Source organism: Calothrix sp. CBUCES-K 9914, assembly GCF_059640475.1.
This window is the reverse complement of record NZ_JBXXZH010000030.1, coordinates 1-25,881: the sequence shown is the minus strand read 5'-3', so window position 1 is coordinate 25,881 and position 25,881 is coordinate 1. Positions and strand designations below refer to the sequence as shown.

Sequence of the window (25,881 nt, the reverse complement as noted above, 5' to 3'; positions counted from 1 at the left end):
TTTTTAAGCGCTAGTTAATTGAGTCCAATATCGTTCGTACATTTCTTCTGCAGCACCAATGGCAGAGAGACGTTCGCATTTTGCGAGAATTTCTTTTTTGGGGAAGAGGGTTGGTTTGGTTTGTATTTGTTTTGGTAATTGTTCAAATGCTGCACGGTTGGGGGTTGCTAGACCTTGACGTTTGGTTAACTGCGCTGATACTTCTGGTTGTAGTAAGTAGTTTATCCAAGCATAGGCGCCTGTTGGGTTTGGTGCGCTTTTTAAAATGGCCAGTGTGTCAGTTGACAAAGATGTTCCGCTTTTGGGTATTACGTATTGCAATTTGGGGTTTTCTTTGGTGAGTTTGATGGCATCGCTGGAGTAACACATGGCAAGAAATAAATCTCCGGCTAACATTTTATTGCGCCAAGCGTCGGTGTCAAAGCCAGCAAGTGATGGTTTGAGTTCTTTGAGTTTTTCGTATGCTTGTTTGATTTCACTTTCTTTGGTTGAGTTGTAGGAATAACCCAACATTTTTAAGGTTCCTCCGAAAACTTCGCGCATGTCGTTGAGTAATGTCATTTTTTGATTGAGTGATTCACGATTTTTCCACAAATATTCCCAGTCATCCGGAGGAGTTTTGAGGATAGCTGAATTGTACATAAAACCCGTTGTTCCCCAAGCAAAGGGTATACTGTGGCGGTTGAACGGGTCGTAAGGAGGATTTTGAAACTGTGGAAATAAATTATCTACACCAACTAATAAGTTGTGTTTGATTTCGCTTAGTAAATCTTTTTCTACCATCTTTTGTACTGCATAGTCAGATGGATAGATTACACTATAGGCACCTCCACCTCCAGCTTGGATTTTTGCCTGCATAATTTCATTAGATTCGTACAGGTCTGCAAATAATCTAATCCCTGTTTGAGCCGTAAAAGTTTTGAGTAATTCTTTATCGTCGGCGTATTGTGTCCATGTATATAAATATAGTTGGTCGCGCTGTTGGGATGTGCTGGCACTCGCGCGTACATCGCCAAGTTTCCAACCACATCCAGCTAATGATAAACTCGATAAACTTAACAAAGATTTGATAAAATTTCTTCTACTCATTTTTCTATTCCTAACTCCTAACTCCGCTCCTCGTAAGTAAGGTGCGTGACGCTACTAGATTATTATTTTGTTTCACAATTTTTATGGCATCACGCACCCTACGATTCACTAATTGCGATACAGTCAGTTTCTGACCACCAAGCGTATATAGGTGTATTGTGGTCGGGGATCAAGCCTGCTGTATTTGGTTGCATAACAGTAATGCGAATTGTGGGTGTAATTTCGACTACGTAGTTGACGTGCGTTCCTAGATACATAACGTTGATAAGCCTCCCTTCAAAGCAATTGGCTTTTACACTGGGTTTATAAAGCGATAGCTGAATTTTCTCTGGACGCACGCTAACTATTACTGGTTGTGATTTTTGTGTGGGTGAAAATTCTTTGCGGCTAACGATTATTTCTAACTGCTGTTTTGTTAAAACTTGTAAATTATTAGCGTCAACATCAACGATTTGAGCATCGAATAGGTTAGTATCACCGATAAAATCTGCAACAAACGCTGTCCGGGGTTGTTCGTAAATCTGACTTGGGGTGCCAATCTGCTCGACTTTTCCTTTATTCATTACAGCAATACGATTGCTGAGTGACAGCGCTTCTTCTTGGTCATGTGTCACCATGATAAAGGTCAACCCCAAGTCTTGGTGCAGGTTCGATAATTCTACCTGCATTTCCTTGCGTAATTTTAAATCGAGGGCGCCAAGGGGTTCGTCAAGTAATATAACAGCTGGACGATTCACTAATGCGCGCGCTAAAGCAACTCGTTGCTGCTGTCCACCCGAAAGCTGGGCAGGAAAGCGAGCTTGAAAACCCTCCATTTTGACTTGCGCTAATGCGTCTTTAACACGGGTTTGAATATCTGACTTTGGTATCTTTTTTAACTTTAAGCCAAATGCGATATTATCCCAAACGTTTAAATGGTTGAATAAGGCATAACTTTGAAATACCGTGTTAACGGGTCTTTTATAGGGTGGAACGTTGGTCATCGACTCACCACGTATAAATAATTTACCTGCATCAACAGTTTCAAAACCTGCTATCATCCGCAAGGTAGTCGTTTTCCCACAACCGGAGGGACCCAAAATACTAAAAAACTCGCCCTGTTTAACATCCAAGTCTATACCATGTACTGCTGGTTCTTGGTTAAAGAACTTAAAAACACCTTGCAGTTCCACATCAACTGGCTTAGTTGTTGTCATATTACCCTGATTATCCCTAACAGCTTGCCACATAACCCGAAAATAAGCGTATTTATACGTAAATAAAAATCTGTTTGTGTAGCCTATAAGGCAGACAAAAAAAGACTCTTTGGTTTATTGTACCCATCAATCTTAAAAACACTCATTCCTAATTTTTGATTAAGTACCCGATAAAACCATCGCGCAATCGTATATAGATATCACTATTAGCACTACTATATAAATTACAGTTAGTCTTATGGCTTTAATAGAACAAAATCAACTAGGCAAGAAAAAAGAAACACGGACTGTTGGGCGTGGAGTCCAGTCTATAGCTTTAATAGTATTTACATTGGCTGCTTCTATTGGTATCGAGGCACGTTTGGCATATTTACAGGTTATGGAAGGACATTCATTCCGCGACCAAGCCAAAGCCAACAGAGTTCGCATTTTGGCGAAACAGCCAGAACGCGGCAATATTTTTGATAGAAATGGAAAATTATTAGCAACAACACGCTATCCACGTTCAGTATATTTGTGGCCAATGGCACATACAAAGGCGGGATGGGATGAAAAAATTGGTCCACGTTTATCTAAAATTTTAGGTCTTACCCAAGACGAAATTGAGCAGAAGCTTGAAGAAGCAGGTCCAAATTCGAGTTCGTTGGTGCGGATAGCGCGCGACCTCAACGAAGCACAGGTAACAGCACTCAAGGAGTATGAGAGCGAACTTCAAGGAGTAGAAATTCATACAGAGGCAGTTCGCTATTATCCACATGGTGCAGCAATGGCTCATGTGATTGGTTATACTCGTGAGTTAACACCTGACCAGTTGAAAAAGCGGAAAGCTGAAGGTTATCGTTTGGGCGATGTCATTGGGCAGATGGGCGTGGAAAAAGCTTACGAGCAGACGCTACGTGGTGAATGGGGTGGTCAGGAAGTACAGGTAGATAGTGCTGGACGACCACAAAAAGTTTTAGGTGAAAAGCAAGCAAAGGCAGGTACGGATTTACACTTAACAATAGATTTAGATGTGCAGATGGCAGCAGCGAAGGTATTGGCTGCAACAGGAAAAAGAGGCGCCATAGTAGCGCTTGACCCAAATAACGGGGCAGTATTAGCAATGGTGTCAAATCCAAGTTTTGACCCAAATATATTCTCGAAGCAGAAAGTCAGTCAAAGAGACTGGGAAGTATTACAAGGTAAAGAACATCCTTTAGTTAATAGGGCTTTAAGTGCGTTTCCACCAGCAAGTACATTTAAGATTATTACAACGACAGCGGGGTTAGAGTCGGGTAAATATAATCCAAATACAGTACTACAGACCTTTGGTTCTTTAACTGTGGGTGGGGTAACATTTGGAGAATGGAACCATTCGGGATTTGGACCATTAGGATTCCCTGGTGCGATGGCAAATAGTAGCGATACATTCTTTTATCAAATTGGACGTGGGGTTGGTGGACCGACGCTAATTGAATGGACACGGAAATACGGGTTTGGTCAAAGAACAGGGTTTGAATTTTCTGATGAAGAGTCCAAAGGGTTAGTACCTGATGAAACTTGGAAGCAAAAAGTGTTTAGAATACCCTGGACTGTGGGAGATACTATTAATATGTCGATTGGTCAAGGCGCCCTACAAGTAACGCCCTTACAGTCAGCTATCATGTTCTCGATACCAGCCAACGGTGGTTATCGTATTAAACCGCATTTATTAAAAGACCACGAAGAAGCCAAAAATTGGCGGACATCGATTGGTATGAAAGATTCTACCGTTAAAGTGTTGCGTGATGGTTTACGCAAAGTAATCACCGAAGGAACTGGTAAACGTTTGAATTTACCTTCAATTGCTCCCGCAGCCGGAAAAAGCGGTACAGCAGAAGCAGGTGTTGGGCGCCCAAACCACACTTGGTTCGGCGCCTATGCACCCTACGATAAACCAGAAATAGCCGTTGTTGCCTTCGGTGAAAACTCAGGTCAACACGGTGGAGACTTCTGCGGACCAATGGCATTAAAAGTACTCGAAGAATACTTCCAGAAAAAATACCCAGGTAAGTACGCAAAACCTGAAGTCGAAGGCGCCGACAAATCAGCCGCAGGAGACTCCAGCAGATAAACCAAAAAACTCTAAATATTATATCTTGTGTCTTGTATCTTGTGGAACGGGCATCCTTGCCCGTTTAAAATTTCTAATGTCTCAAGCACAAAATCATCAGCATCAATATCCCAATTAACCCAACGTATAGCAACGCGCGCCTTCCCAATATTTGGCGGAACACGAATAGTATTATCAAACACAACAAAAAAATTAATATTATCTAATAGCAAAAAATCAACTTTCAACAGTCTGAATTATAAAACCAATAACAGGCGCCCTCAATAACCGAGAGCGCTTTATACTATTTACTATGAGTTATGTGGGTCACTGAAGGCAGGGTTTTTAATAAATAATTCATCGGTTAGGGTTTTTAGAAACTCTACCAAGTCCTGTTTTTCTTGTGGAGTTATTTGGAAACCTGAGACGAAGTTACTTTTTAAAGGGTTTTTACTTCCTATTCCTGCGTACTCACCTGTTTTTATAGTTCGACCTCCTGCTGCGTAGTGGTCGATGACTTCTTCTAGTGTGGGTATACTACCGTCGTGCATGTAAGGTGCTGTTAAAGCGATGTTTCTCAAGGTCGGCGCCTTGAAACGTCCCATGTCTGAAGGTTTACGGGTGATTTCATGCACTCCTGTATTATTGGGTGGATACGCTCCTTTGGCATCGATGTTGTAAAGTCCTGTATTATGAAAAGCTATTTCTTCAAACGCTAAACGTTCGTGTTTGATGGAGTCGCTGAAGTTAAAGCCTCCATGACAATGAAAACATTCTAAACGTTCGCTGTTAAATAATGCTTCCCCTCGTTTTGCTGCGGTTGATATGGCGCCAAAGTCTCCACCGTAGCGGTAACGGTCGTAAGGAGAATTTACTGATATTAAACTGCGTTCAAACGATGCTATCGCTTTAGTAATATTTTTAAGATTTACGCTGTCTTTTTCATTAAATGCAGCAGCAAATAATTTTTGGTAATTAGGGTCAGAGCGCAACTTGTTTAATACTTCTTTGTCTTTACCTGATAAACCTAGTTCTACTGGACGCTCACCAAACATTGGTACTAATGCCTGTACTTCGAGCTTTTTCATACCTGGATGTGCCCAAGTAAGTACAGAGTTGTAAGCAATATTAGCTAAACTCATTGAACTACGAGGATGTTTTTCTCCAGTTGCTCCCACTGCTACAGGTTTTGGGTCAGAGAATGCAAACCCTTGGATATGGCATGAAGCACAGGAAAATTCCCCCGTTACAGAAAGGCGCCTTTCGTAGAATAAATGTCTACCTAATTCTACTTTTTCTTTTGTCATTGGGTTATCAGCAGGTACAACTGGCTTTGGCATCCAGGCTGGAATATCCCACACATAATTATTACTGGGGATAGGCACCGATATTGCTTGACTTAAACCATTTGATAAACAGAAAGTCAGCGCGAAAATCACTGTTAGACCAAAGCAGCGTTTCCACTTATAAAGCATGTGTATTACTTAACGCTAAAAAATGTTTGTGATTGAGTTTGATTACTAGAGGTTATTCCAAGATTTGTAAATATGCCAGTGCAGTCAGAGTCATTTGGTTCGGACATACATCCCGGCACCGTTCCAGGTTGGTTACGGCTTAAATCTGTATTCTCTAGCAATTTAGCAATATCAGCAACAATTATATTTTGACTTGGGTCAAAGTTATTTAATGTAATAGTTGCTCTGTTCGGATTGCTACATTGGGTTTTAGGCTTTTGACTCGTTGTTTCAGCTTGACAAGCTGTACTGCCCAAGTGAATGAGAAAACCTTTAGATTGACCTTCATCACCATGCGAGTGTTGTTTTTGACCAGTAGAAGGGATTTGAGAAGTAAAATCAATACAAGCAAACTTGTAACCAAATTGCCAATTCCACCATAATGATGTCAGGTTTAGCGGTGAAGGCGCCAGAGTCGAATCTTCGTGATTAAGATTTTCTGGAACACCTAGGGTGAATTTTACAGCTTTGTATTTTCCCTTGGGAACCGTGCCAACAACGATATCGCGCGTCTCAACTGTACCATTAACGCAGGCGCCTGTTTTGTTCTCAAAGTCGATTAATGCCACGTTTTGATACTGCCATTTGCCATCTTGGGTAAGAGTCAGAGGAACGACTTTACCTTGTGTATCAATTAAAGAAACATCAGAAACGTAAAAGCGGAAGTCTAAGGGAGTCACAGTTGTAGAAGCTTTGCCCAGCTTGTAATAACGACCACAAGCGAAAGGTTGATTATTAACTCTACCAGCAAATTTAATTGTAACCTGTTGAGTGGTATTCGCCCCTTGAGAGTAAGCTGTACCTGAGAATGGAAGGTTTCCTAAAGTCAAAGCAAGCGCTAAATATTTTAATGATAATTTCATAATTGAAATGTCATCCTCACTATGTGAAGCATCTTAAATATTACTCAAACTTTATATCATACCCTACCATAAGGGTAAATACTCTGCATTAAAGATTACAACAAAAGCTGTGCTTTACGTTCTAATTATATATAGTGTGAGTACTATAATATTCCGCGTTCACTCGTATGATTTCTAATTAAGTAACGAACCGCAAAGGACACAAAGGACGCAAAGGAAGAAAATAAGAAGCTCAAGGAATTTTTTTTTACTATAAATTGTGATGTTTTCTTAAAATCATAAAAGCTCTATTTTAAAACTAACTTACAGCGTATTTCGTGAACTTTCGTACAGAAGGAGGATGAAATCCTATTACAATATCTTCCTTACTTACTCCTTGCTCAACAAAATCTGCGGCAATATCATCTTCAGTTCCATTCCATTGAATCCAAATCTTACCATTCTTAATATCAATGTGGAGAATACAACTATGTATCCAATTTTGACCTTCCCACCCTACATAAACAATTTGATAATGGTCACGTTCAACATCGAAAATTGTTTGTATTTCAACATCCCCATAACCATATTTTTGCCTACCATATACAAGTAGTGCATCTTGTACAAGCTGGCGATATTTTAGTAATTTATCCATTCAACGATAACCTCCTCCGCAATATCATAAATAAGCATTTTTACTCGATGTTCTTCTATCATTTCTTTAGGAAACTCTAACTGAAAAAATGTATTGTAAGCGTTTTGTGGCACCGCCAAGTATAAAACACGGTCTGGTTCTTTTTTCCGTAGTGCGGCTCTATAATTAATAAACTGTCCCAATGCTGTATGAAATTCTGAAATAGCAGACGATTGCTCTAAGAAGCTTTTAATTTCAACAGCTATTTTCTGGTCTTCCCTTTCTGCCACAATCATTTTTTCCGCCGTCAAATCAATAGACATTTTGACACCACCTATAGAAAACGTGAACTGGTCACTTGTAATATGCCAGCCATCCTTCTCTAAAGCTACGCGGACAACTTCATGAAAGGCATCTTTAGCAGACATTTGTACTGATAAGAATGTATTCTATCTCTATACTACTTGTTGTTTGCCAGATCAGCGACACATGGATACCAACACTAAAATTAGCGCTTTACAAGACTTTACAAAAATTGTACCCTACTACTAAAGGTTACAGAAAAAACACTTTATTTATTGCCATGACACAACTATCTCAACCACCACGCACTTTACCGCGTAAATTTATACTGCCAGAAGAATTAGCTCGTATTCAGGAACAACGCTCTACACTTGCAGCGCGGTGTCGTATTATATTTGAACGTGTTCGACCCAGCTTGATAGAAACACACTATAATTGGCACATTGCCATTGACCCCGATACCGAAAAGTATTTAATTGATCCAACTTTAAAAGGAATAACAGAAAAAATTGTAGAAACATACGGTTACAGCAATGAACCAAAGCTGACAATCTTCCGGCTCAATGATACAGGTAGCTGCGGTCGAATATAGTAAAAGGAAGATTTAGTAATTATAATACCACCATCCGTTACATCCGTTATATCCGTTGCCAATTATTACACTACTCCAAAAGCTCTAGCGCTTTGATAGAAAATGAAACTAGTTACCCATGCTAAACTTACTGACCAAGCAACAGACATCCATGTAAACTTAGTACTCTTAGATTCGGCTTTAATCGCTGCTACTGTAGAAAGGCACGGAACATACAGTAAAGTAAAAAGCATAAAGCTATATGCTTGTACCCAATTAATTTGTTGAGCAATAACTGTTCCTAAACTGTCTTCTTGCGTTGCGTATATTACAGCTAAACCACCTAATACTATTTCTTTGGCGATAAAACCAAATATCAATGCTACTGCAAGTTGTGGGTTAATTCCTAAAGGCGCCAATATAGGTTGTGTAATTTGACCTATCATACCAGAAATAGTTTGCGCGCTGGCTGGTGGTACGTTAGTAGGAAAATTATTACAAAACCATATAGCTATAACTCCAAAGATAATAAACCGTCGCGACCAGAATAAAAAGTGCATTGCTTCACGCCACGCGCGCAGTATCATTTGTTTGAAGGTGGGAAAACGATATGGTGGTAGTTCTAACACTAACGGTTCGGTATTCGGAAATTGACCTTTAAATACTGCCGCTGTAAAAATTGCTGCTAAGAAGCTAAATAAGTATAAACTAAATAAAACAATAGGCGCCTGTTTTTGAGTAAACAGTGCAGTTGTCATAAACACAAATACATTCAAACGCGCGGAACACAAAGAAAAAGGAATTACAAGCATTGATAGCATTCGCAAAGCAGGAGAACGCATTACCCGTAACCCCATAATTGCAGGAACGTTACACCCAAACCCCATCAGCGACATAACAAAAGAACGACCATCTAACCCTAAACGTTCCATAAACGCATCCATTAGATATGCGGAACGAGATAAATAACCACTATCTTCAATAACTGCCATGCAAATAAAAAATAAGAATATAACAGGTATGAAAGCTGCTACTGTTCCTATACCTTCATAAAGACCATCTATCAAAAAGTCATGGAGAAATTTGCCCCACGTACCTAAATTAATTAATCCAGCAAGTAACGGCTCAATTGCTGTATCCTTGACCCAAGCTAATAATTCAGCTAATTTATCCTGCATGGGTATACCCAAAGCATAAATAAACTGAAACATTAAATACATGGTGCCGAAGAATATAGGCAACCCCAGCACTGGATGCAGCAGAATACTATCTAAGCGAGTTGTGAGGTTTTCTTTGATGTCCTCAACATTACTAACTGCTTCTTGTAATAACTTCTCCATTTCGGCAGTTATTTCACTTTCCAAGGGGAGTTTAGCTTCAATATCCCCAACTATTATTGATTTGTTTTGTTTTGCTAATTCATCTCGAACTGTTTTGTACGCTTGCCCATAACCTTGCCCAAACTTCGCACTGAACGGTACAACAGGCATTTTTAAATGGTCAGATATCTTCTCATGATTTACTTCTACACCAAAAGCAGGCGCCTCATCTGCCATATTCAACAGTAACACTGCTGGCACTCCTAAGCTTTTGATTTGTAAAGCTAAACTAATTTGACGGTCGAGTTGAACGGTATTAAGAATGATTACTATTAGATGAAGTGGTGTAGTGGCTAAAAATTTCCTTACGACCTCTTCGTCTTCTGAAAACCCTCGTAAATCATATATACCAGGCAAATCGACAACTTGGGTTTCTTTCCCTCCCATTTTAATGTTTGCCGTCATTAGGTCAACAGTAATACCTGGCCAGTTACCGACACTCGCATTGGCGCCTGTAAGTCGATTAAAAAAGGTAGACTTACCTGTGTTAGGCATTCCCAAAACAGCTATTTGCTTGACTCCCTCAATAATTTCGTTGTCAGATGGGTTACAGGTATTGCAATGAGTCATTTTGACGCCTCTGATATTAGAACTAGTTGAATTGATTTTGCATCACGACGACGTAACATTACTTCTGTTGTCCCCACACGAACATGAACTGGACCACCTAAAGGCGCCTGTCGCAGCATCTTTATTTGCCGACCCGCACGAAACCCAAGTGCCAATAAGCGTTGTTCTAAAGCAGCTTCTGCCGAAATTCCCGCAATAATAGCAGTCTCAAAAGGTTCCAAAGAGGTAAGCTCAATTTTGGACATGTTAGTATATATAGATATTATAATCAAAGTATAATTAATGATTATAACAAATAATTACTTGATAAATTTTATGCATCAATGAACTTTATAGACAACCTTATATTTGAGTTTAATAATTTGATTTGCTGAGTCTAAATTTGAATAATCATCATTATCATTGTAACTTCCGTTTATAGCCTCCAGCAGCCATCATACCCCACGATTCATCACCATATACACCAGAAGATTGTGTTTCTGCTCTCATTTCTTGGATTTGAACAGTGAGTATTATTTGTAAATTAGATTCTTCTGCTAAAATCATTGCATGTGCATATACATTTTTGATTGCTTCTCGTCTCGCTCTATCTCTGTTCTCTTCATTGCTTCCAAATATAGGGCGCCGCATGTTGAGAGTAAATTTATAGCGTTGGTTATCAAATAATTGTTCCATAGCAGAAAGCGCTTTTGTTAAACGTGACATATTTTGAGACGAAATAATAATTTTTTGATATGCTTCCTGTCCTGGTTTATTCCTTTGATTCCAAGATTGCCAAGCTTCAGCACCTCCCTCTTGTAGCTCTGAATGCTCTAAACCTGAAGATAAAAGAGTTTCTATACAACGATTACGAAGACTTATAACTTCATCAAACGCTGTCTCAGACTTGACTGCACGAACACTAAGATTTATATCTGCTACGTATTCTTTGACTGTTTTTGTATAGCTTGATTCGCCAATAACCTCAATTTACTGCTCCATTTTTTACAGTCCTCTCAACTATTGACTTTCATTTTACGTTCCTCCGTGAGCTAAGAAAAAGCTTATTTTTTAGATTTACCCCACGGAAAAAAACAAAGAAAGCTCTAGTATTTATTTATACTAGAGCCTAAAAATGGATCATCTACCAAAAAAATAAGCGGAGGTGCTCTTTTTCTACAGTTATTTTATATTATTAAGTACATTTTTTCTATATTTTAAATAAATTTTTAACTTATTCCAGACTGTGGTGCCTGATATTTTATAGTACAGTAAATAATACACGCAGTGTGATAATCTACATATTATTCGTTGCAAGAAGTGTTTGCGTTGATTGTAATAAGGTTGTTAGAGGTTCATTCACTGATTGCTGTTGATTTAAATTACTGGGGCTATTTTACTGGTGGTTATGATTTTTATCTGAATTTTACTGGGGTTATTTTACCGTATCCCCCAGTAATTAGGAACGGCGCCTGTAAGACAGAAAGAAGTTGCTCACCTTATATAAAAACACCCAGTAATTCTAATATCCGTTTCACTGGAACTTTATCGGCATCTAGTTGAATAACTTGATTTAGTAGACGCTTGGGAATATAGCGTGATGACTTGATAGCACGCTCTCTAGAGTTCCAAAACTCATAGTGATACCAGGGTTGTGAGTACTTTTTCCCGTTAATGATGATAGTTTTCCATTGAATACAACCACTTCCATCACCTTTGTGTCTTCTTGTCTGACTATGACCTGGAAGAGTGCAAATAAAATCCGAGTCATTTTTACTGGTGGTTGTGTGTGTACTGGCGCCGTTGTGAATATCCACTCCATAATTCTGGTCGCTTGAACTTGATATAACACCCAGCAAATCCAGTATCTCTCTGACTGGACGCTTCTGTTTATCAGCTTCTGTTATTAACCCCAGTAATTTTTTAGGAATATACCTGCTGTACTTGTTCCCATTCACTTTCCAGTGATAGTAAGCCTGATTGTACTCCCTACCATTTTTGGTAATCGTGCGCCACTCTATGTAACCGTTCCCCTCTCCCCATCTGCGCTTTTTACTATATTTTTTACTATATGTAGTTGGATCACTTGAGTTTACTTCTTGCTGTTTGTCTGAATTACTGGGGCTGTTTTCTATATCCCCCAGTAATTGCTCTTTAGTACTAGAATCAAAACTCTCCCCTGTTCCACCCTTATCTTTCTCAGGTGAGGCATGACAGGTGCCGTTATCAGAATCGTCTTTTTTTGAGTTTGAGTACTCGCCACCATTTTCTCTAACTCGATTGTTGACTTGATACGCAGAAGCAGGATATGTTTCAACGATTACAGAATAACTTGGCTTTGATACTGGTGCGTCATGCTTGGGCGCCTCGGTAGATAACTGGCTATAAATTGGAGTTAGTTCCATAATTAATAAACACCCTCACCAATAACTACAATTGCCAAATGCCAACAATTCTTCGTTTTCAGATGCGATACTAAAAAGTAAGCTCTATAAACAATTTACTTCACTAATAGTGAATCTTAGTTAATTATCAGTGAATTAAGTCACCATGTCAACAATGCTGATACATAAATGTTTCGACGAAACTCTAAGAAAATATAGTATTACTGGGGCGGTATTGTCCCGGCATGTTGGTGTCAGCCCTTCTCATGTGTCACAATTTAGAAACGGTAAGGGTGGCGCCGTGTCGCATACGACTTTAGAACAGATGCTGGAAGCTTTGGAGCAACTGGCGCCTGGGTCAAGGTTATACTTCTGCCTATTGCTTGCTGGAAAAAATCCGGTTGATTTTCTGGCTAGCTCTCAAAACCCAGACTTGCGCGAGCTTGTTGTCTCTGCTACACCTGCTGAAAAAGCCGAGATACTAAATACAATTGCAAACTGGGTTGTAACTAGTAAAGAAGAACCTCTTAACAAAAAAATTGAACTAGAGTTAGCTGGTTAATATTCAAAATAATTAATTATTATGCCATGTTGCACAGGTGCCCTCATTTTCTCTACAACAATCTATTTTTTGCAGGCGCTGTGATGCTCGTGCTAAGATTCCCGACAACCCAGAGCGTGCGTCGGGAATCTTAAAGGTACGTAAAGAGTAGTTTTAACGCTCATCAATATTATTTGCTATTAATTAATGGTATTCTTATTATGTTTAAAGCTTGATTTTATAATAAAAACGCGCCAATTGTAGTTGATAGCAGAAATTACTGCCTTATCTATACAGGTAAAATAAAGCTAATTATTCACTATTACTATAAACGCTGCTGACACAATATTCTTATGCGGCTTTTGGCTTCAACTGGAATGATTTACACGAGCGAAGTTTCCTAGACATATAACTAAACATATAAATAAATAAATACTATAGTTATGATTAGAAAAATCTATTAAAAATACAGCTTATTGTAATTGTCCCTAATAGACCAGATATAAAAATTACTTTATCTTAAGATTGTTTGTAATTTATTATTCAAATAGGTAGCTCTCAAGAGTATATCGGTTCCGATAAGTTCTCGGTTGGCAGTATATAGATACAGATAATACAAATAGTCTTAGTTGACATTATATTTTTATGGCACTATTAGATTCTGGATTTGGCAAGAAGAAGGAGACACGCACCGTAGGCAATGGTCTCCAGTCACTGTGTCTAATTATATTTACACTTGCCTCAATCACTGCAATGGGCGCCCGTTTGGCTCATTTACAGGTTGTGCAAGGCAAAAAATACTCCGAACGCGCGCAGTCAAACCGAGTACGAGTTATTCCCAAACAACCCGAACGGGGAAATGTTTTTGACCGCAACGGGAAACTTCTTGCTACAACTCGTTTCCCACGTTCGGTGTATTTATGGCCAATGACACATACAAAGTCAGGATGGGATGAGAAAATTGGTCCGCGTCTATCTCAAATTTTAGGTATCCCAGTTGAGGAAATTGAGCAAAAACTCGAAGAAGCAGGTCCTAATTCCTCTACGCTTGTACGTATCGCTCGCGATTTAAGCATGGAAGAAGTTACTGCACTCAAAGAATATCACCACGAACTTCCTAACGTTGAAATTCATACCGAGGCAGTACGCTCTTACCCGCATAAACACGAGTTAGCACATGTGCTAGGATATACTCGTGAATTAACAGCCGAACAACTCAAAATGAGGGAAGACGAAGGTTATCGTCTTGGTGATGTTATCGGACAAATGGGTGTAGAAAAAGCTTTTGAAAAACACCTGCGCGGTGAATGGGGTGGACAAGAAGTCGAAGTTGATGGTCGCGGGCGCCCACTCAAAACACTAGGTGAAGTACAAGCAAAGCAAGGTAAAGATTTACACTTAACAATTGATTTAGATATTCAAAAAACAGCAGAAAAAGCTCTGAATGGAAAAAATGGTTCAATTGTCGTGATGAACCCAAACAACGGGTCTATTTTAGCAATGGTTTCTCATCCGACTTTTGACCCGAATATTTTCTCTAAACAGAAACCAAGCGCGAAGGAACTACAAAATGTTTTGCAGGGTGAGGGATATCCGCTAGTAAATCGAGCTTTAAGCGCTTTTCCTCCTGCGAGTACTTTTAAAATCGTTACTACCACTGCTGGGTTAGAGTCCGGTAAATTCAAAGCTAATACAATCTTACCTACTTTCGGCTCGCTGAATATTGGTGGTGTAACTTTTGGTGAGTGGAACCACGCTGGGTTTGGTCCACTAGGATTCACTGGTGCAATGGCAATGAGTAGCGACACTTTCTTCTACCAAATTGGTAGAGGTGTGGGTGGTGAAACGATGATTGAGTGGACACGTAAATTTGGGTTTGGTCAAAAAACCGGGTTTGAATTTACAACTGAAGAATCCAAAGGTTTAGTACCAGACGAAGAATGGACGCAAAGAGCTTTAAAAATGCCTTGGACTATTGGTCACACTATTAACATGTCTATCGGTCAAGGCGCCTTGTTAACAACTCCTTTACAAGTAGCACTAATGTTTGCTGCACCTGCTAACGGTGGTTATCTCGTGCAACCGCATTTGTTTAAAGACAACGAAGATGCTAAAAACTGGCGTAAACCAATCGGGATGAAGCCAGAAACAGTGAAAATTCTACGCGATGGCTTACGCAAAGTCATCACTGAGGGTACAGCAAAAGCCTTAAATTCGCCAACAGTGGCGCCTATTGCTGGTAAAACTGGTACTGCTGAAGCTTGGAGAAAAGGAGTTAAAGAAAACCACGCTTGGTTCGGTGGTTATGCTCCTGCTGATAAACCAGAAATCCTAGTAGTCGTCTTTGCCGAACACTCCGGTGGTGGTGGTGGTAGCGTTGCGGCGCCTTTAGCTCTACAAATTATGGAAGACTATTTCCAAAGAAAGCACCCCGGCAAATACCAAAAACCTGAAGTGAAAAAGTAGGGTGTGTGACGCTACCAATAATCTTTAAACGAAGCGCAAGTCTGGTAGAGTCACGCACCAAAGCTCAAATCCCAAACAAATCAGTATTAATGGTGCGTGAAAGCACTGTATTTGGCGTTACATTGCTTGATAGTAATAGCTTGAAAGCACCCTACCCAATGCGCGTTGGCGCCTCAAAATGCTTAAGTCAGTGACATTCATCAGTAGGGTGCGTGACGCTACTAGATGATTGCTTCGTTTCAGAATTGTTATGGCATCACGCACCCTACAAATTGTTCTAATAATTTATCTACACTGGCATTATGGTCTAAAAATGAGAACAAATGTCTATAACGCAATCTACCTTCCTTGTCTAACACAAATTGTGCAGGTAACGGGGCGCCTAATGCTTGCCCAGTTTGATACGTCCGAAATACTCTACAACTAGGGTCACTCAGTAATGGCATTTTCAAACCCAAATCTTTTACTACTATTTGGCTTTGTCTTTCATCTGTACTTGTTACCATTAATACTTCAATCCCACGATTGGTAAACTGCTCGTAGTTTTCGTTCAAAGCTTTAATATGGGGGAAGCAAAACGGACAATACTGCTTTTCTGTGAAAATCCGAGTCAATGCCAGTAAAACAGGCTGTTTATTGCGATAGTCTGATAATTTGACAATTTTACCATTTGTTATATCAGGTAGTTGAAAGTCAGGAGTGAAAAACCCCATCAACAGCTTGTCGTATGCAGGAATAGGCAAAAAGTTGCGCGCGAAACGCTCGTTAAACAATCCTCTAAAATCTGTAGAAATAGCCATCTCTATATACCTGTTGATTTATACCGAATCTTAGATTTATTCTATTAAAAACCACAGCTAAACACGGTTTTAAGCAGTTTGTATTCCTTTACCTGTTAATTCTGACCAACTTGGGTGAGAATAAAGTAAGAAACTATACGTGTTTATCTGTGGTTATTTCTATTATGATTCGTGCCTCCAACATCAACTGTTAGAGTTTTCTTGCAATCGGCGCCTAAACGCTCGCAAAGTAAACTTTAGACTTAATTGGGTCAGGGTTCATTGTCTTGTCACCTGGTTGCCAACCAGCAGGACAAACTTCATCGGGGTGAGACTGTACGTATTGAATTGCTTGCAATGTTCGTAATGTTTCATCAACGCTACGACCAAATGCTAAGTTGTTAATAGTCGCGTGTTGGATTGTCCCATCTTTATCAATGATGAACAAACCACGCAATGCTACACCTGCCGCTGGGTCGAGAACGTTGTAAGCGGTGCTGATTTCTTTCTTAATGTCAGAAACAAGCGGGTAGTTTAGGTCACCTACACCACCAGATTTACGATCTGTTTGTATCCAAGCAAGGTGCGAAAATTCACTGTCAACTGAAACACCTAGTACCTCAGTATTGACTTTTTTGAATTCTTCGTAACGGTCGCTAAATGCTGTAATCTCAGTTGGACAAACGAAGGTAAAGTCTAGGGGGTAAAAGAATAGTACGACATACTTACCGCGATAATCGGAAAGTTTTACTGTCTTAAATTCTTGGTCTAGCACAGCTGTTGCTGTAAAGTCAGGAGCTGTTTGACCTACACGAATGCTTTCTGTCATATATTATTCTCCCTCATTGCTTATACTGCTTATACATCTATAATCGGCACCAATAACTTTGATTGCTTTTGCACCAATGTTACGTTCTGCGCTTTACTATTTAATTACGAACTGTTACGACTATATCATACTCATAACGATTTTGAGTAAATAATGTTAGATGATTTAGATAAGCGGGAATGGTTGTTAACTAATGGTTTAGGGAGTTTTGCAAGTGGAACAGTTACGGATATCCGCACCCGGACTTACCACGGGTGGTTTTTTGCTGCTTTAAAACCACCAGAAGAGCGTACTCTACTGTTATCACATATCGAAGCAAGTTTGGAGTTATCCGACTGCGCTATACCACTAGGAACAAACTATTGGGGAACAGGTGAGATTGAGCCATCTGGGTATAAGCTACTGCGTAACTTTAATAATAATCTAGTGCCGACGTGGGAATGGGGTGATGACCAGTGGCGCCTTGAGCGACGTTTAGTAATGCCGTATGCAGCCCAGGATAAGGGAGAAGAATCTTGTAATACAGACAATACAAATGTAATTAGTGTTGGCAGTCATCGTTTACTGATTCAATATCGTTATGAAGGGGTAAAACCAGCATTATTAAGGCTAAGGTTATTAATTGCTGACCGAGATTTCCATCACCAACAAATCATGACACCATCTTTAAAGTTCTCTGAAATGTTGGGAGTACAACAACTTTGCTTGCAAGCAGATAATAATGGTGTTGGTACACCTTGGCATTTACGTTGGACACGAGGTGAGTATAAGCAGGATGCTGTATGGTATTGGAATTATAGTTTGCCAGAAGAAACTGGACGAGTACTAAGTGATAAAGAAGACTTGTATAGTCCAGGGTATCTAAGTGTAATAATGGAACCAGGGGATACTATTACTTTGGAAGCACGAGTTGGTTTTCCTGAAAGTTATCAAGATTACTTAACAGACGAAACTTTTAATCAAGCTGTTAAAGTCGAACAGCATCGGTTTTTAGGGATAGGAGACAAGCAATTATTAAAAGCTTGTGACCAATTTATTGTTTATCATCAGTATACAAATAGTCCTACAATTATTGCTGGATATCATTGGTTTGATGATTGGGGGCGAGACGCTTTAATCGCTTTACCAGGTATACTATTAGCTACTAAGCGCTATCAGATTGCCAGAGATATCTTAAATACTTTCGGTAAATATTGTCGCTATGGTTTGATTGCAAGTTATTTACCAGTTACAAACGATGAACCTATATATAACAGTGTAGATATAGCTTTATGGTGGATTGAAACACTTGGACTATATCTTGAAGCAACACAGGATTGGGAATTTCTGGCTTTACAATACCCCGTTGTACAGCAAATTTATAAAGCTTACATTGGTGGTACTCGCTATAATATCCATGTGGATTCTACTGATGGGCTAGTAAGTTGGGATAATCAAAGTGTAGCATTAACATGGATGGACGCTATTGTTAATGGGCGCCCAGTTACTCCTCGGCGAGGTAAACCTGTGGAAGTGAATGCACTGTGGTACTCTGCTTTATGTTGGGCTTCACGATGGTCAGAAATTCTTAGCGAGTTACCTAATCTACCAAATATAGACTGTAAAGAACAAAGGCGCCTAGCTAAACAATCTCGACGTTTTGCAATGCAAGCAGAGTCAGTAAAAGTGTCACTGCAAAAGTATTGGAATTCCAATTTAGGTTACCTTTACGATACAATTGAACCTGATGACCGTCGTAATTGCCAGATACGTCCAAATGCTGTACTCGCACTATCATTTGCTCACTGTGGATTTACACAATTGCAAGGACAACAAATACTTGAAGTCGCACGCGAGCGGTTATTAACACCATACGGTCTTCGTAGTCTTGACCCACTTGACCCTGACTACATCGGTAAATACGTAGGCAATCAACAACAGCGTGATTATGCATATCATCAAGGTACAGTCTGGTGCTGGTTAATTGGTGCATTTATTCGAGGTTGGCAAAGATTTAATCCAGATAAACCACTACCATTTTCCTTCTCACCTTTACTTCATCATTTTGCATTTACAGGATGTATTAACTCAATTTCCGAAATCTTTGACGGTGACGAACCACACACACCAAGAGGAGCAATAGCACAAGCAAAATCTGTTGCCGAAGCCTTCCGATGTTTGGTATCATAAGTTTGTTAATAATAAATATTGAATCCTGCCCAAAATATCGGCTTTGCTGTATTCACATTACAATTAGGCAGGCGCCCAAATAAACAGTCAAGTTGAGTGCGACGTAGTGCTTCATCGCACGGGAGTCTATCTAAGTAGTGATAAAAACTGGTCATAAAAGATACAGCGATTCTATCATCAACTTCCCATAAGCAACCTAAAATGCTTTGAGTACCTGAACGCCAAAGTGTTTCTGGTAAACTAATAATCCAGCGTCCTGGAAGAATAAAATTATTCGCTGACCAGCAACTAGAAAGGGTAACATGACACAGTTTGCTTAAATCTATTTGAGATAATTCTCGCAGTGTCAAAATTTCTTGTTTTCCGTCAGAGTCTATTAACACCAGTCCTGACTGGTCGGGTTGACTTGGATTAAAGGCGCCGTGACAAGCGATATGCAGTAAACTGACTTTACTAATGCTTTCGATAATTACGTCTTTTTGTGCAGAACTGTTACGCAAAGTTAAACAATTTATATTATGACGGTTTAACCAGTGATTAATATGTTCAAGTTCTTTGTTAACACCTGGTAATGGATTATACTGACTATTCCCTTTAGATATGCCAACAACTAGTGCTTTTGCTTTGTTTAAGAATGAAGATGATTTGATGTGTTTCGCTTTTGACTCATAAGAAATGGATAATTTATAATGTTCTATTAAATACTTAGTTTTATAAACTATTGTCGCAAAAGGAAAACCATGTAGTATATCATCTGGCACTATATTTAATGCTTGGATATGTTTAGGTATACGCTCCAGAATTTGTGGTATTTGTAGTATGCCAGCGAGATTATAAGTTAATTCTTGCTCTAATGGTTGATTATCTTGGTTGCTATTGAAATTTATGTCACGACTACGATTTATATTTTCAATGTTTTTATACCAATTTTGTACAAGATTACGTACAGCAAGACGAGTAGTAGGGATAATGTGAAAGTCAAATAAAAGCCATCCGGTAACTATAACTAATGCCCGGTCTGGTAGAATTAGGAATGTCAATGTTACTCTGTCACGAGGATGAGTAAGAAGACGGCGCCAAGCTGGTGTTATTTTATTAGATGTTGGTACTTTTACGTTGGCGCCTGTTGTTGTACGTTTTGCGATGGTATCTTTATATTTGTCAATATGTCCGAGCAAAGCATTCAAAGAATGTATTAAGTTTAATTTCAGCCAAGCACGTAGTAAAATATTAGGTGTCTTTATTTTGTGTTGTAATTGCTGTAAGTGCTGAATTTGTGTTGCAATATATTCTTCATCTGCTGTCCATTTATTCAGCAAGTACATTGTCTGTTCTTCTTGCTTTAATGTATTAGTAATTTGCTCAAGTAATTGACTTGTTGATGCTGTTAATGGTTCGATTTGGGAAAGTGGGTAATTTAAACGATTTCGACACCATATTATAATTCTTTGAACTTGCCAAAGCTCAGGTTTGAGATTGAGTACTTCTAATTGCGAAGACACTTCCATCAGTATCTCATGCGCGCGGTGAATTTTATCTAAGCTGTCTTGTTCTTTACCTTGATAGTAACAAAACATCCCTTCTAACACACGTATTTGAACTTTAATTAAATCTGAATCGGTATTGAATACTTTTTTGATATGCTGAAGTAAACTATTGGCTTTGTCTAAATTTAACTGGCTTAAATGCCACTGGAAAGCTAATGCACGGTCTTCAAACCAAGCTAAATAATTGGGGGACTGACTTGATAAATCTAATTTTCCTTGAATTTCAATAGTTGCTTGAGTCGGTTCTGATGGTTTACGCATGTCCCACACAGAAGCAATTGGACTAATACCGCGACTACGAGCATGAGATAATTGTAGTAATAATTGCGCGCGTGCGGCTAGATGTGTGTTTCCAATTTCTGAAGCTTTAACTTGAGTTGTTTTCAAATAATGCTGTGCAGCACTAGTTTGGTTGATCAGAATGAGAATATAGGCAAGGTTGAGGTTTGCACGTAGTACAGCTTGTTGCAAACGTAGTGTACTACATAGTTTTTGCGTTTGTTGAAGTTGAGATAATGCAGCACCAAAGTTTCCTGTTAAGTAACTTAGTTTAGCAGAAAGCTCTAAGTGATGGAGACGATGTTGTATGTGTTCTGGTTGCTCAACAACAAAACGCACCCTAGCTAGATAAACTTTTGCTTCTTCCAAATGACCTTTTTCAAGTAGCGCGCTTATATATGTTAACTCAATAGGGAGTAAACTACTTTTAGCTAAGTCAGGCGCCGTTTCTGAGTTAGCGTGAAACAAACCTCGTTGTAATGCGGTTATTGCTTCCCCATATTGTCCTAAAGCAGCTAATAACCGTCCCATTACAAGATATAATTCTGTAAATATAATAACTTTCTCTTCATTATTGACATTTGACCAAATACACCCTTCTTCCCACTGTAATAATCCTGACGAAAACTCAATACTATTAATATCACCAATATTGGGTGCCATTTCTTGAAGTAAATCTTCTGAAGAGTGAAGATTACCTCTGTCTAAAGATAATAGTACTCTACGTAAACGCGCGTAATTTGCCCAAAATTCTCTTTTCGCTTCTTCATATAAATATATGGCACCACAAAGTAGTTTGTCTGCAGTTTCAAATTCTCCTAATATACTACATACATCAGCTAGTGTTTGAATTATCTTGGCATCAGATTCATTTAATTTTGAATGTAAAAGCCTGTATCTGAAGATATCACACAAATCATCATAGGCGCCAATAATGTTACCTTGGTGCCATTTTATTTGCACTTGTTCGTATGCTTGATTAAGTTCTGTAAATGTATCGTATGGCATAAAGGTATATTAAGTATTATCTCTGTTAACTCTATGCCTAATAAGGTAATATATATTTTTTACCACGGAGACGCAGAGAAAGCAGAGAGAGATTTTATTTGGTTACAACATAAGTGGGTTTTTCAGTTGGACAGTTTTCTTTTTCTTTGTCATTTTCTTTCTGACATTCGTCCTCTTTTGTTGTAGATGGTGGAATGTTAAAATTATGATTTCTAGCTACGTTGGCAGGATTTTGAGAGTTACCTGCATTTCCAGAATTTTCATTCCTTCCACCATTATTACCACCGTTATTTGTTACAGTGATTTCTGTAGGTTCAAGCTTATGAAATTTGACTCCCGAATTTGAACTAACAGTTTGCGTTACTGTTGCTTTAAAATCTAAGTTGTCTAGAGAAGGAGAATCTTGGACATAAAAATTACCTTGCTCTTCTTTGACTACCCGGAAATCACGATTACTGATTTCATTTGAGAAGCTATTATCTACAGGTTTTACTCCTTCGGGTGTAAGTTGCTCTACTTTTATCCTACCCTCATGAATATCTATTAATGCTTGACGCATTTTGATGGTTGGATGTGAAGCATATAATGCTGGTAATTCATCAATCAACTTTGTTGCTTGGGAATAATTACCGCTTTTAAGTGCTACATCTATGTTATTAATATGCTGTTTTAAGCTTTTTTGTTCAAATGCAATAAATGCAACTGGGTCTTTAGCTAGTTTTTGCGCTTTGCTGCGGTAATCAATAAATTTTGAATCACTATAATCTCCCCCTTTTCCTGCTACTTGCTTAAATCCTTGTGTCTTGTCTGGTACTTCTGTTTTAGTTAATGCTTTGATAAAGAAACTACGGGCGCCATCTGGCTCTCCAACGTCTATTATAGATTTACTAGGTGGTTTGGGGCCTCCTCCTCCACCACTGCTACTAAGCTGTAACCAGTTACCGTTCGCTAATTCAACATAATAGTTGTCTGGTTTAGATAGTGAGTATTTAAAAGATTTAACTCCACTCGCATTTGCTAGTACCTCAGCACCATTACCCTTAGATGTGCTTAAATCTAAAGCTAAAGCATAAGCGGTATCTATATCTCGACTTTGGAAACTTGTTCTAAAACCATTAGCTGTTTTGGAAACGTTTAAATCACCGAAATTAACACCACCAACTGCAGTACTATATTCTGTTCTACCAGCATTTTGTACAAAATTACTAGTAAATGTTTGGTTACTTAACTCCGCATTCAAGCTTCGTAGTTTTGTGTCAACCTTTGGTATAACCGTGGTTTCACTGACTGTGTTGCTAATTTTTTGAACTTGATATTGAGTACCTTCAAACGTATCAAATTTTAATTTACCGTTTTCGACTAGTATAGATTTGTAGTCAATATTTGACCTACGCGCGGGTGAGCTAAAATTTGTATCTATAGGTAAAGAAGTACGATTTTTGAAAGTACTCTTACTTGCAAGTGAGACACCACCCATAATGTATCTATTTTTAGAGCCAAATCGCTCGTAAGGTTGAGAAACAAGTAAGGGTAACGCTTCTGTTGTAACACCTTTATAGTTAGGTGGGAAGAATTTGACTTTTTCCCAAGTTTGGAATTTTAAGTTATTTTGCTTTCTTGCCCAGTTGGGGAACCAATTATCGCGTTTGACTGGTATAGTTTGTAAGAAGCTTAGTTTTTCTCCTTGGTCTGATTGGTTGAGCCAGTTTACAACCAAGCTCCACTTCATAATTTGGTTAAGACGCACGTATTGCGGTTCAAAACGCGCGACTTCTTCGTAATGGTCGTTCCACCAACTTAAAAAAGCTTCACTATCTGCGGTTGCAGTAGTTTCTTCGTCCGGTTTTGAAAGACTTGATGATGCTGCATAAACACGGGTTGCATTACGAGCAAAAACTAGCTCATTACCAGAATTAGTAATTTGAAAACCTTTATCTTGCTGTCCAAACCATAACCTTGTATAGTCTAATTTCTCTATTTCTTCTTTATATATAGGAGAAACTTTTGATTTGGTTTTAGCAATAAAGTCAGGAATTTGCTGAGTAGGTGTGCTATCATTATAGTTGAATGACCATATTTTTGCTAGTAAATCTGTATAAAACAGAACCATTCCTACTTCCGTTCCTTTTAAATCCCCATCATAGCGCGCGTGTTGAAAAGCATGATTTTCACGACTTTTAAGAAGTTTTAATAGTTTGCCATTATTTTGAGCAGCTTGGTCAAATTGTTTACGGTATTGAGAGTAAATATCTGAAAAGTTTTTTTGAAGTTGAGCAATTTCTTGTTGCTTCTGGTTAATTTTGGTATCAGATTCAGCAGTGCGTACACCAAGTAATCGTTCAGACTCAACTAGTGATTGGAGTTCATTTCGTTTTTGAGTTATTTGTGCTTGTAGTGGTTGCGATTGTTTATCATACTCCAAATTAAGCTGTTGAGTTTTAGGAATTTGATTTCTAGCTTTGAGCGATTTGTAGTAATTTTCCAGTTTATCAACTAGCTGAAGATATGGAGTAATATTCCTATTTGCCAAACTTTGCGAAACTTCTGATATTTCTGCTGCACTAGCTACAGGTTTACCATCTAGCTGTAGCGATAATAGCTGTGGTTTAACATCATTTAATATTGTTTGGATACTAGGATAATCATATTCCCAGTCAAGGGAAAAACCGCTACCACCAACTAATCCATTTTTCTTTTCTTTTGCAATAGCTGTTTTAACTGCTTTTTCTTGTTCAGAATCTGGTAGATTTTTGATTTTTGTCTCTTGTTCCTGCTGAAAATTCTGCCATCGAGTTTCGATATTTTTTTCAGACTGCCAAAGTGCAGCAATATCTTCTACACGCAGTCCTTGATTTTTAGAACTATATATTTTACGTCCACCAATAGTTAAACTGGCGCCGTTAACTTCGCTAAAAGTGATATCATCGGTTTGAGCTAGAAACTGTTGTAGGTTATTAGCACTATTAACAGTAGTTTCAAAATAACCATATTCTGAAGTAAACACTTTATCAGCATCGATATTTTGGCGCCTAGTAATAGAAGCAGATTGTTTATCAGAATTAATAGTATATTCGTACACTTCAACAACTTTAGGCTTTTGACCTTGTTCTTTACGATGCTTATCAACAATATGGGCAATATCATCTTTACGCTGTTGGGGTGTTGAAGCTTTTGGTACTAACGCAATAACCCTATCTTTATCAATAGAACGTGAACGAGTGGCGCCATATTCAAAGTTTGCCACAGGATTCATAAAATTGTACCGCACAATCGGCAAATCATAGGCGCCTTGGCTAAGTTGTTCACTCTTAAGACCCTTACCAGAAAGTGCAGTAAGTAACAACCAGTCCCTTAACTGGTCATCTTGTTGACGTGGAGTTAGCTTCTTAAAATTACTATTTAGGTCAAAGCTGATAGCTTGAGGTTTATTAAAAGGAAAATTTTTCTGAGTCGTCACCTCTACAGTATCAGCAACCGCAGGACGAACATTTGTTTGCGAATAAACAAATCCTAATGCGATAGGAGACGCAATAATACCAATAATGCTAGTAACATCGACAAATCTTCTTATACTCATAACTCCCCTTTCTTTCTTTCCTTTGTGTCCTTTGTGCCTTTGTGGTTAAATAAACTTATGTTGCAGGTAAATTTTTCTCTAACTGCTTATACAGGTCTATATATTCCTGCTTATCTTGATTAATGTCCGCTTTATTCTGTTGTGAAAACCAACG

21 protein-coding genes are annotated in these 25,881 nt (G+C 38.7%); 6 read left to right on the top strand and 15 right to left on the bottom strand.

Going from position 1 to position 25,881, the window contains the following annotated elements:
- Positions 1-3 precede the first annotated feature (3 nt).
- Together AC2JBO_RS09520 and AC2JBO_RS09515 are read right to left on the bottom strand one after the other, a co-directional pair.
- On the bottom strand, positions 4-1,089 hold the full coding sequence (locus AC2JBO_RS09520; protein WP_496953399.1) for a polyamine ABC transporter substrate-binding protein: 1,086 nt from the start codon (positions 1,087-1,089) through the stop codon (positions 4-6).
- A gap of 98 nt (positions 1,090-1,187) precedes the next feature.
- Positions 1,188-2,318 carry an ABC transporter ATP-binding protein gene (locus AC2JBO_RS09515; protein ID WP_496953398.1) on the bottom strand — a complete coding sequence of 377 codons (1,131 nt, stop codon included), beginning with the start codon at positions 2,316-2,318 and terminating at the stop codon, positions 1,188-1,190.
- Between the two features lie 205 nt (positions 2,319-2,523).
- Here AC2JBO_RS09515 and mrdA (AC2JBO_RS09510) point away from each other — a divergent pair, with 205 nt between their 5' ends.
- On the top strand, positions 2,524-4,377 hold the full coding sequence (gene mrdA, locus AC2JBO_RS09510; protein WP_496953397.1) for a penicillin-binding protein 2: 1,854 nt from the start codon (positions 2,524-2,526) through the stop codon (positions 4,375-4,377).
- An 11-nt stretch (positions 4,378-4,388) separates the two neighbouring features.
- On the opposite strand, the gene AC2JBO_RS09505 is transcribed toward mrdA (AC2JBO_RS09510), so the two are convergent.
- From AC2JBO_RS09505 to AC2JBO_RS09485, 5 genes are all read right to left on the bottom strand, one after another.
- Positions 4,389-4,589: a hypothetical protein gene (locus AC2JBO_RS09505; protein WP_496953396.1), complete on the bottom strand. Its 201-nt coding sequence runs from the start codon at positions 4,587-4,589 to the stop codon at positions 4,389-4,391.
- Positions 4,590-4,667: 78 nt separating this feature from the next.
- Positions 4,668-5,831: an MbnH family di-heme enzyme gene (locus AC2JBO_RS09500; protein WP_496953395.1), complete on the bottom strand. Its 1,164-nt coding sequence runs from the start codon at positions 5,829-5,831 to the stop codon at positions 4,668-4,670.
- Positions 5,832-5,836: 5 nt separating this feature from the next.
- Complete coding sequence (locus AC2JBO_RS09495) at positions 5,837-6,733, bottom strand: MbnP family copper-binding protein (RefSeq protein WP_496953394.1); 897 nt, start codon at positions 6,731-6,733, stop codon at positions 5,837-5,839.
- A 298-nt stretch (positions 6,734-7,031) separates the two neighbouring features.
- A complete protein-coding gene (locus AC2JBO_RS09490; protein WP_496953393.1) occupies positions 7,032-7,367 on the bottom strand; it encodes a XisI protein in 336 nt (111 codons plus the stop codon).
- Complete coding sequence (locus AC2JBO_RS09485) at positions 7,352-7,774, bottom strand: element excision factor XisH family protein (protein WP_496953392.1); 423 nt, start codon at positions 7,772-7,774, stop codon at positions 7,352-7,354. Before AC2JBO_RS09485 ends, AC2JBO_RS09490 begins: the two co-directional genes overlap by 16 nt.
- Before the next feature lie 155 nt (positions 7,775-7,929).
- On the opposite strand from AC2JBO_RS09485, the gene AC2JBO_RS09480 reads away from it, so the two are divergent.
- The gene (locus AC2JBO_RS09480) at positions 7,930-8,241 is read left to right on the top strand and encodes a hypothetical protein (protein WP_496953391.1); all 312 of its coding nucleotides are present in this window, start codon (positions 7,930-7,932) and stop codon (positions 8,239-8,241) included.
- 65 nt (positions 8,242-8,306) lie between these two features.
- On the opposite strand, the gene feoB is transcribed toward AC2JBO_RS09480, so the two are convergent.
- From feoB to AC2JBO_RS09460, 4 genes are all read right to left on the bottom strand, one after another.
- The gene (feoB, locus tag AC2JBO_RS09475) at positions 8,307-10,169 is read right to left on the bottom strand and encodes a ferrous iron transport protein B (RefSeq protein ID WP_496953390.1); all 1,863 of its coding nucleotides are present in this window, start codon (positions 10,167-10,169) and stop codon (positions 8,307-8,309) included.
- Positions 10,166-10,414, bottom strand: coding sequence for a FeoA family protein (locus tag AC2JBO_RS09470; protein WP_496953389.1), 249 nt, complete (start codon positions 10,412-10,414; stop codon positions 10,166-10,168). Before AC2JBO_RS09470 ends, feoB begins: the two co-directional genes overlap by 4 nt.
- A 154-nt stretch (positions 10,415-10,568) precedes the next feature.
- A complete protein-coding gene (locus tag AC2JBO_RS09465) occupies positions 10,569-11,129 on the bottom strand; it encodes an SIMPL domain-containing protein (protein ID WP_496953427.1) in 561 nt (186 codons plus the stop codon).
- Positions 11,130-11,647: 518 nt separating this feature from the next.
- The gene (locus AC2JBO_RS09460; RefSeq protein WP_496953388.1) at positions 11,648-12,553 is read right to left on the bottom strand and encodes a hypothetical protein; all 906 of its coding nucleotides are present in this window, start codon (positions 12,551-12,553) and stop codon (positions 11,648-11,650) included.
- A gap of 247 nt (positions 12,554-12,800) precedes the next feature.
- Between AC2JBO_RS09460 and AC2JBO_RS09455 the strand changes: the two genes are divergently transcribed.
- The 3 genes from AC2JBO_RS09455 to AC2JBO_RS09445 all read left to right on the top strand — a co-directional run bounded on the left by AC2JBO_RS09455 (position 12,801) and on the right by AC2JBO_RS09445 (position 15,733).
- Positions 12,801-13,094 carry a hypothetical protein gene (locus AC2JBO_RS09455; RefSeq protein WP_496953387.1) on the top strand — a complete coding sequence of 98 codons (294 nt, stop codon included), beginning with the start codon at positions 12,801-12,803 and terminating at the stop codon, positions 13,092-13,094.
- A gap of 624 nt (positions 13,095-13,718) precedes the next feature.
- A complete protein-coding gene (gene mrdA / locus AC2JBO_RS09450; RefSeq protein WP_496953386.1) occupies positions 13,719-15,539 on the top strand; it encodes a penicillin-binding protein 2 in 1,821 nt (606 codons plus the stop codon).
- A gap of 5 nt (positions 15,540-15,544) precedes the next feature.
- Positions 15,545-15,733 carry a hypothetical protein gene (locus AC2JBO_RS09445; RefSeq protein WP_496953385.1) on the top strand — a complete coding sequence of 63 codons (189 nt, stop codon included), beginning with the start codon at positions 15,545-15,547 and terminating at the stop codon, positions 15,731-15,733.
- 54 nt (positions 15,734-15,787) lie between these two features.
- Here the strand turns inward: AC2JBO_RS09445 and AC2JBO_RS09440 are convergent, their stop codons facing one another.
- Positions 15,788-16,339, bottom strand: a complete 552-nt coding sequence (locus AC2JBO_RS09440) for a peroxiredoxin family protein (RefSeq protein ID WP_496953384.1) — start codon at positions 16,337-16,339, stop codon at positions 15,788-15,790.
- 214 nt (positions 16,340-16,553) lie between these two features.
- Complete coding sequence (locus AC2JBO_RS09435) at positions 16,554-17,147, bottom strand: peroxiredoxin (RefSeq protein ID WP_496953383.1); 594 nt, start codon at positions 17,145-17,147, stop codon at positions 16,554-16,556.
- 153 nt (positions 17,148-17,300) lie between these two features.
- Between AC2JBO_RS09435 and AC2JBO_RS09430 the strand changes: the two genes are divergently transcribed.
- Entirely contained in the window at positions 17,301-19,316 is a 2,016-nt protein-coding gene (locus tag AC2JBO_RS09430) for an amylo-alpha-1,6-glucosidase (RefSeq protein ID WP_496953382.1), read from the top strand.
- Between the two features lie 5 nt (positions 19,317-19,321).
- On the opposite strand, the gene AC2JBO_RS09425 is transcribed toward AC2JBO_RS09430, so the two are convergent.
- Together AC2JBO_RS09425 and AC2JBO_RS09420 are read right to left on the bottom strand one after the other, a co-directional pair.
- On the bottom strand, positions 19,322-22,150 hold the full coding sequence (locus AC2JBO_RS09425; RefSeq protein ID WP_496953381.1) for a CHAT domain-containing tetratricopeptide repeat protein: 2,829 nt from the start codon (positions 22,148-22,150) through the stop codon (positions 19,322-19,324).
- A 94-nt stretch (positions 22,151-22,244) separates the two neighbouring features.
- Positions 22,245-25,727: an OmpH/Skp family outer membrane protein gene (locus tag AC2JBO_RS09420; RefSeq protein ID WP_496953380.1), complete on the bottom strand. Its 3,483-nt coding sequence runs from the start codon at positions 25,725-25,727 to the stop codon at positions 22,245-22,247.
- Between the last annotated feature and the right edge of the window lie 154 nt (positions 25,728-25,881).

Bases quoted from the DNA above. Each gene is read 5' to 3' on its own strand.
- AC2JBO_RS09520 (WP_496953399.1), bottom strand. From the start codon at position 1,089: ATGAGTAGAAGAAATTTTATCAAATCTTTGTTAAGTTTATCGAGTTTA.
- AC2JBO_RS09515 (WP_496953398.1), bottom strand. From the start codon at position 2,318: ATGTGGCAAGCTGTTAGGGATAATCAGGGTAATATGACAACAACTAAG.
- mrdA (WP_496953397.1), top strand. From the start codon at position 2,524: ATGGCTTTAATAGAACAAAATCAACTAGGCAAGAAAAAAGAAACACGG.
- AC2JBO_RS09500 (WP_496953395.1), bottom strand. From the start codon at position 5,831: ATGCTTTATAAGTGGAAACGCTGCTTTGGTCTAACAGTGATTTTCGCG.
- AC2JBO_RS09495 (WP_496953394.1), bottom strand. From the start codon at position 6,733: ATGAAATTATCATTAAAATATTTAGCGCTTGCTTTGACTTTAGGAAAC.
- AC2JBO_RS09490 (WP_496953393.1), bottom strand. From the start codon at position 7,367: ATGGATAAATTACTAAAATATCGCCAGCTTGTACAAGATGCACTACTT.
- AC2JBO_RS09485 (WP_496953392.1), bottom strand. From the start codon at position 7,774: ATGTCTGCTAAAGATGCCTTTCATGAAGTTGTCCGCGTAGCTTTAGAG.
- AC2JBO_RS09480 (WP_496953391.1), top strand. From the start codon at position 7,930: ATGACACAACTATCTCAACCACCACGCACTTTACCGCGTAAATTTATA.
- feoB (WP_496953390.1), bottom strand. From the start codon at position 10,169: ATGACTCATTGCAATACCTGTAACCCATCTGACAACGAAATTATTGAG.
- AC2JBO_RS09470 (WP_496953389.1), bottom strand. From the start codon at position 10,414: ATGTCCAAAATTGAGCTTACCTCTTTGGAACCTTTTGAGACTGCTATT.
- AC2JBO_RS09460 (WP_496953388.1), bottom strand. From the start codon at position 12,553: ATGGAACTAACTCCAATTTATAGCCAGTTATCTACCGAGGCGCCCAAG.
- mrdA (WP_496953386.1), top strand. From the start codon at position 13,719: ATGGCACTATTAGATTCTGGATTTGGCAAGAAGAAGGAGACACGCACC.
- AC2JBO_RS09440 (WP_496953384.1), bottom strand. From the start codon at position 16,339: ATGGCTATTTCTACAGATTTTAGAGGATTGTTTAACGAGCGTTTCGCG.
- AC2JBO_RS09435 (WP_496953383.1), bottom strand. From the start codon at position 17,147: ATGACAGAAAGCATTCGTGTAGGTCAAACAGCTCCTGACTTTACAGCA.
- AC2JBO_RS09430 (WP_496953382.1), top strand. From the start codon at position 17,301: ATGTTAGATGATTTAGATAAGCGGGAATGGTTGTTAACTAATGGTTTA.
- AC2JBO_RS09425 (WP_496953381.1), bottom strand. From the start codon at position 22,150: ATGCCATACGATACATTTACAGAACTTAATCAAGCATACGAACAAGTG.
- AC2JBO_RS09420 (WP_496953380.1), bottom strand. From the start codon at position 25,727: ATGAGTATAAGAAGATTTGTCGATGTTACTAGCATTATTGGTATTATT.